The following is a 6,000-nucleotide window of genomic DNA, read 5'->3' as shown; positions in this document are numbered from 1 at the left end:
GTGTTGTTACCATATTTCATGGAGTTGATAGTGTATATCGAATAATAGGTTCAATTTTAATGGAATTTAATGAAAAATGAATGATAAATCGTGTTCATATTAATATGGACAAATATAATAATTTTAAAATTGAAAAGGCTTAAATTATTGCTTAACTACTTTGTATTAAAATTTTATTCTTTATAAATAACTGCATTTCTTTAAAATGACTTTTTGTTGTAATTATTTAGAAAAAAATAATTTATAAACCTATAAACTTTGTAAAATTATTAACTATAAGAATTTTAAAATTAATTTTAGATAAGATTAACCTACCAACTTTTAAGTATGGTATAATAAATTAAACTAAATTTATTTGATATGAGAAATATTGCTCTGTAAAAATAAATTTACACAAGATTTGGGACTTAACCAATATATAGAGTTGAATATAGTTTTTCTTTAATAAGATCTTTGACAATCAAAAGAATAATGTCGTTTGTAAGTATTTTGTTTTCATAATTCTTAAAAATTCCTTAATTCTTTGTGGGTTTCTTAATGTCGTTGATAGTAATAATGGTTTGTATTCGTTTGCTCTTACCATTTTATACTCCTATATTTGTAATAACAACTTCTTGCGTTTGTTTTACAGTATTATCATGATAATTAATATAATTACTAATTAAATAATGAGTATTATATTTTTTTGCTCAATTAATTAATTTATCATTAGTTACTCCCTTATGAGAAAAAACATTAGAAAGTATGAAAAAATGACCTTTTTTATGTAACAAATCAATTGTTTTATATAGTCTATTATCTGAATCTTGATTTCAACCTTTATTATATTCACAATTACTGATGAGATATGGTGGATCTAAATATGTAATATCTCCTTTTGATATCTCTATTTTACTTAAGAATTCTTCAAAATCTTGGTTATAAAATGAGCTTCTTGAGATTCAATAAAAGTGAAGTAGCTCTCGAGTGCTATTCTCACATTTTTATTGTAATCAACATTGCCGACAGGTAAATTAAAATCTCCTTTATTGTTGAATCTTAACATATGATTGAAACCATATATTAATAACAAATAAAGGCGAAACATATCAGTTTTATCATTATTAAAATCTTGTTTCAGTTTGGCATAGGCCTGTTTATTGTACACTGCGTAATAAGTTTTCACATGTGCTTTTTTAATTCATTAGGAACTATGATTCCAAGATATGATGCAGAAAAACCATATTCTTTAATCAAATTTTCAAATTTCTCCATAAAATCATTTCTTTTATTTTTAAAACTAGATAAAAAATTATGCAATTTTATCATTCAAGAATTAAAATCATTTGCTAAAACTTTCTTTGATTTAACATTTAAAAAACACTACCTCCACCGCAAAATGGTTCAATTAATGTGTTAATGTTCGTAGGAAAAATATCGTTAAGTTGTTTGATTAATTTATAGTTATCACCAACGTAAAAGAAGGGAGATCTAGTCATTTTTTTCACCAACCTTTACTATAAACAAGTATTCTTTATGATTTAATAATTCTGTTTTACCAGCGTTAAAAGGCTTGTGGTCAACATGATGTTTTTTTTACTTGACCAACTTTTGCAAGAACAGTTTCTATTTGATTTAAAGTCATTTTATTTTGGCTTGATTTAGATTTTGATGAATAGGTATTATTATAAGAAACAACAATATACTTACATTTTAAATTAATTATTAAATCATCAAAAGCATTAATAGCTGTTGACTTGCAGTATTCACTTATATTTTCGGGATTAGGTTTTCTTGCTTCACCAAATAATTCAGGCTTAGTCCATTTAACAATGGTTTCTATTACATGATAAAAGCGAGAATATTGTTTTGATGAATATGGTGGATCAATATAAACAACATCTGCTTTAATCTTTAGAGCAAGTTTATTAGCATATTCACGATAAATAGTCACATCCTTAGGATTTTGTGCTGTATTCATTGGTTTAATTAATTTAAAAACGAAATTATTTCTAATGTTTTCTTTTTTAATGTAAGCTTCATAATGTCCTACAGTATTTGCAGATTTATCAAAAGAATAAACAAGAGAAGATAATAATATGTCATATTCTCTTTTAGTTATTTTTTCTTTATTATTTTCAATATCTTGTCTAATAAACCCTATGAGTAAAGAATCTTCTTGGGCAAAATATTTTCCTCCAAAATTAAGCGAAACATAATTAGGACTAATATTATCTGAACTAAGTTCTCTATATCTTTTTTGATAGGTTAATAGTAATTCTTCATTAAATTTTCCAGAACCAAAGAATGCATTATAAATGATTTCATTTGAATATAAAAAATCATTTAAGATTATCTTATCAAAGTCTTAATATACTGTATTTGCAACCACTGCAGTGCCAGCAAAAATATCACAAAATGATTCTGTATCCATGCAATGCTTTTTGATTAGGTTTCTAATCCAATTAGAAAGTTTTGTTTTACTGCCTGTATATCTTCGATTAAATATTTCAAATGACAATTTTATCTATCTCTTTACAATCATATCATAAAACATTAAGATAATTGATGAAAATATCCTCAGAGCATTTATAAGTTACTTTTTTCATAAACATTAAAAAAGTTCTTAAGTTAAAAATCAGTGGGTTCAATCTATTTTATTTTTAAATCATTTAGTATTAAAGATGGTTTGATGCTGCAACTGGTGGTAATGATATTTCAGATAAATCACAAATTGCAGGACATGTGTGGGTTAAGATTAGCGCTAGTAGTACTGATAATAATTGAACTGGTTCAACAGATCGAATTCAATTAGCAATTAATAAAAATGATTTAGCAAAAATAACAGCGTTAACAGGATTAAATTTAAGTGTTAATAATACTAAAAAGTTTAGTGTTTTAAATTCAATGCTTTCAACTGCTACTGAATTTAAAGGAAATTTTTTTAGTAAGTATACAGTTAAGTGGTTTGATGCAAAAATTGGTGGTCATGATATTTCAAATCAATTACAAAGTGTAAGACAAGTTTGGGTTAAGATTACAGCTGATAGTGTAGATAAAAACTGACAAGGTACTACTCCTCGCTTAAACATTAATATTAATGCTGCTAATTTTAATGTTATAGCAGGGACAACTGGTGCTATTGTTGCTATGACAGCTGACAGTTCTAATAATACAATCTATGCTGCTGGTAAAACTGCAAGTGATGTGGGAAAGGTTTATAAGAGCAATGGTACTGATGCTTTTGTTGCTATGGATGGGATTGATGAACCTATTATCAAAATGGTAACAAACAATAGTAGTGGTAAAGTTTATGCTATTAGCAAAACTAAAGTGTATGTTTCAACTGATGGAACAGCAGCTTTTACGGAAATGACAGGAATATCTGAAAGATTAAATAGTATTGCCGTTAGCGATGATGGGACAGTTTATGTAGGAACTAATAAAGGTGTTTATAAGTCAGATGGGACAAATAATTTTACTATTATACCTAATAATACTGACTACATTTTTAATGTTGCTGTTTTTCAAAATACGCTTTATTTTTCAACAAGAACAACGGTTTATAAATTAACAGGTCCTGATAAGTTTACGGAAATACCATGAATAACAGAACAAGTAGTTAATTTATCTATTAATACTACTTCTGGTGCAGTATATGTAACAACTTTTAGAAAACATGCCAATATTTGAAAATCAAATGGGACAGATAGATTTACTAAATTTTTAGATTTAAGTGTAGTGTTTGGGCAAGTAATTAGTTGTAGTTTTGATAGTGTTGATTATACTTTTTACTATGCTATAGCGCAAGGTAATCCGATGATAAATCGATTATTTAAAATAAAAGATACTGAAACTGTTGCTACTGAAATATCAGGAGTAACCGATAATATGAGAAGCATTGTTATTTTAAATGGTGTTTTATATGTAGGTGCTAATGCAACAGAATTTACAGGTAGCGTATATAAAAAGAATTAATTTCTGAATTGTAAATATGAATGGGACAGTTAAAAGAGTAAGGCCAAATATAAACTTTGCTTACTCTTTTTTCTATTATATTTTTACTATAAAGGTTAAAATATTTAGTATAATTATTATAATGAGAATAGTGGTGGCAAAGATGGAAAAACAAATTAAATTAAAAAGAACATTGTTAATTAGTAAAATTACATTAACAGTATCTTCATTATTTTTATTTTTAGTATGATTAATGTTCATGACTAATAATTTTTATCCTAAATCAAATGATTCTATTATTAGTAAAATTATGGATATTTCAATTCAAATCATGATTTGACCAATTACTAGTATCATTTTATTTATTTTTATTATGCCAGTGTGGGTAACTAATAAAAAAAAGATTTTATTAGTTTTCTTAGGTATAGCATCAACCATTGCTATTATTTGCTTATTGTTCGTTTTTGGTTTAAATATTAATAAATTTTGAGTGATTTGATTAATTGCTCATTTGTTTACCATTGGTTCTATAATTTTTGTTATTTCTGTTTATTTTTTCAATAGTGGTTTGTTATTTTTAGAAAATAAACAAACTAAAGATAACATTATTACTAATAGTAGTAAAAAATAAATTTTTATAAATTTATTAATTTCTTTAGTAAAAGTTATTGACTTTAAGTGAAATTCTATGATATAAATACTTTTGGTTAATAACCGCGGGTGTCGTATACTGGCTATTACTTCTGCCTTCCAAGCAGAAAAAGTGGGTTCGATTCCCATCACCCGCTCCATTCTTATATAAAAAAACAAAATCGTAAATTAATACGTTTTTTTTGTTTTTATATGAAGTTTTTAGTTATTCAAAGTGTTTCTAATAATTTTTACTGTCTTTGATGTGTCTGAGCATATGTCACAATTATTGATTTGCTTAGTGTCAGTAGGAAATGAAATTAAGTTAGCAGTTTGTAATTGTAAGCTCATGTTGTTGCCAATACCATTTAAATATAGTTTTAAGGATTCTGATGAATCATCTAAATTCATTTTTTTTATTGTTGTCATTATTTTATACCTACCTCTTTTAAAATTCTGCTATTAAAAGCATTTGCTAAGAATTTGTAAATTTTAATTTCAGCAATATTTTTTAAATCATAAGTATTGATAATATCTGTTAGTCTTAATATCGTATCTTGAAATTTAATAAAGTATGTTTTGTTTTCAACATTTGCTCATTTTTCTAAGTTTGTTGCATAGTAGATAATTTCATCTTTATAGAAGCATGATTTCATATTTTTCACTCCTTGAAATGGTTTATTAGAACAAAAAAAACCTATTTTAAATGTAAAAATTTAAACAGAGATTAAACACCCTATTGAATTTTTTCTGAAGAAAGTTTACTAAAACTTCTTATACTATTATTGTAGCTGATTTATTATAAATTCCAAGTAAAATCAAGCAAATTTTTTAATTTAAATTAATTAAATCATATCGTCTTTGCTAGTAATGTATTTTTTTATGTAATTAGAAAAATTTTGCTTTGAAATTGATATTAAAAATGTTAAAATACTTATTATTATGATAATGTAAAAATTAAAATGAGGTAGTAATGAAAAATATTGTTAGTAATAATGAAGTGGAGTTTAATAATAATGAAAATGATTTTATTCGTACTAAATTTTTAGTAAGCGTTGGATATTTAGTAATCCAGGTATTATTACCAGCTTTAGTTTTATTTTTTTTAACAGGCACTGATTTTACTTTTACGTTTAAAGAACCGCTGTGATTGATGATTGTTTTAACTATCAGTTTAATTGTATTTACTTTTATCGCTACTTTAATTGCATATAAAATGAAGTTACATCAAATTGATCAATTTACTTATGCTATTCCTTTCGCCTTTGTCTTAGGAATGTTGTATATATCAGGTTATTTTTTAACGCCTGACCAGTTGTTAATCCGTTTTATTATTTCCATTGCCGGAGCTGTCATTGGTATTTTATTAACTAGTATTGTTTTAGTGCTAGTTATTAGAAAAACACAAATTAAAAAATATCCTAAAATCTAAAT

The 6,000-nt window shown here is 25.3% G+C and carries 5 protein-coding genes, 1 tRNA gene and 2 pseudogenes; 4 read left to right on the top strand and 4 right to left on the bottom strand.

Annotated elements, in window-relative coordinates; genetic code table 4:
* Positions 1-584: 584 nt before the first annotated feature.
* Positions 585-1,487 (bottom strand): annotated as a pseudogene (locus tag RDJ14_RS05225) (Dam family site-specific DNA-(adenine-N6)-methyltransferase).
* A 56-nt stretch (positions 1,488-1,543) separates the two neighbouring features.
* Positions 1,544-2,413 (bottom strand): annotated as a pseudogene (locus RDJ14_RS03150) (DNA adenine methylase).
* 311 nt (positions 2,414-2,724) lie between these two features.
* On the opposite strand from RDJ14_RS03150, the gene RDJ14_RS03145 reads away from it, so the two are divergent.
* From RDJ14_RS03145 to RDJ14_RS03135, 3 genes are all read left to right on the top strand, one after another.
* Positions 2,725-3,957, top strand: coding sequence for a hypothetical protein (locus RDJ14_RS03145; RefSeq protein WP_308149922.1), 1,233 nt, complete (start codon positions 2,725-2,727; stop codon positions 3,955-3,957).
* A 142-nt stretch (positions 3,958-4,099) separates the two neighbouring features.
* Positions 4,100-4,567 (top strand): hypothetical protein, encoded by a 468-nt coding sequence (locus RDJ14_RS03140; protein WP_308149921.1) that lies wholly within the window; start codon positions 4,100-4,102, stop codon positions 4,565-4,567.
* Between the two features lie 85 nt (positions 4,568-4,652).
* Positions 4,653-4,727 (top strand) — tRNA-Gly (locus tag RDJ14_RS03135).
* A gap of 61 nt (positions 4,728-4,788) precedes the next feature.
* On the opposite strand, the gene RDJ14_RS03130 is transcribed toward RDJ14_RS03135, so the two are convergent.
* Both RDJ14_RS03130 and RDJ14_RS03125 read right to left on the bottom strand, forming a co-directional pair.
* Positions 4,789-4,995, bottom strand: a complete 207-nt coding sequence (locus RDJ14_RS03130; RefSeq protein ID WP_308149920.1) for a hypothetical protein — start codon at positions 4,993-4,995, stop codon at positions 4,789-4,791.
* Entirely contained in the window at positions 4,995-5,222 is a 228-nt protein-coding gene (locus tag RDJ14_RS03125; protein WP_308149919.1) for a hypothetical protein, read from the bottom strand. Before RDJ14_RS03125 ends, RDJ14_RS03130 begins: the two co-directional genes overlap by 1 nt.
* Before the next feature lie 317 nt (positions 5,223-5,539).
* Between RDJ14_RS03125 and RDJ14_RS03120 the strand changes: the two genes are divergently transcribed.
* Positions 5,540-5,998 (top strand): DxFTY motif-containing membrane protein, encoded by a 459-nt coding sequence (locus RDJ14_RS03120; protein WP_308149918.1) that lies wholly within the window; start codon positions 5,540-5,542, stop codon positions 5,996-5,998.
* The last annotated feature ends 2 nt before the right edge of the window (positions 5,999-6,000 follow it).

The organism is Spiroplasma sp. AdecLV25b, from assembly GCF_030913225.1.
In the GTDB taxonomy this organism is placed as follows: domain Bacteria; phylum Bacillota_I; class Bacilli_A; order Mycoplasmatales; family VBWQ01; genus Spiroplasma_E.
This window is presented reverse-complemented; position numbering and strand designations above follow the sequence as displayed.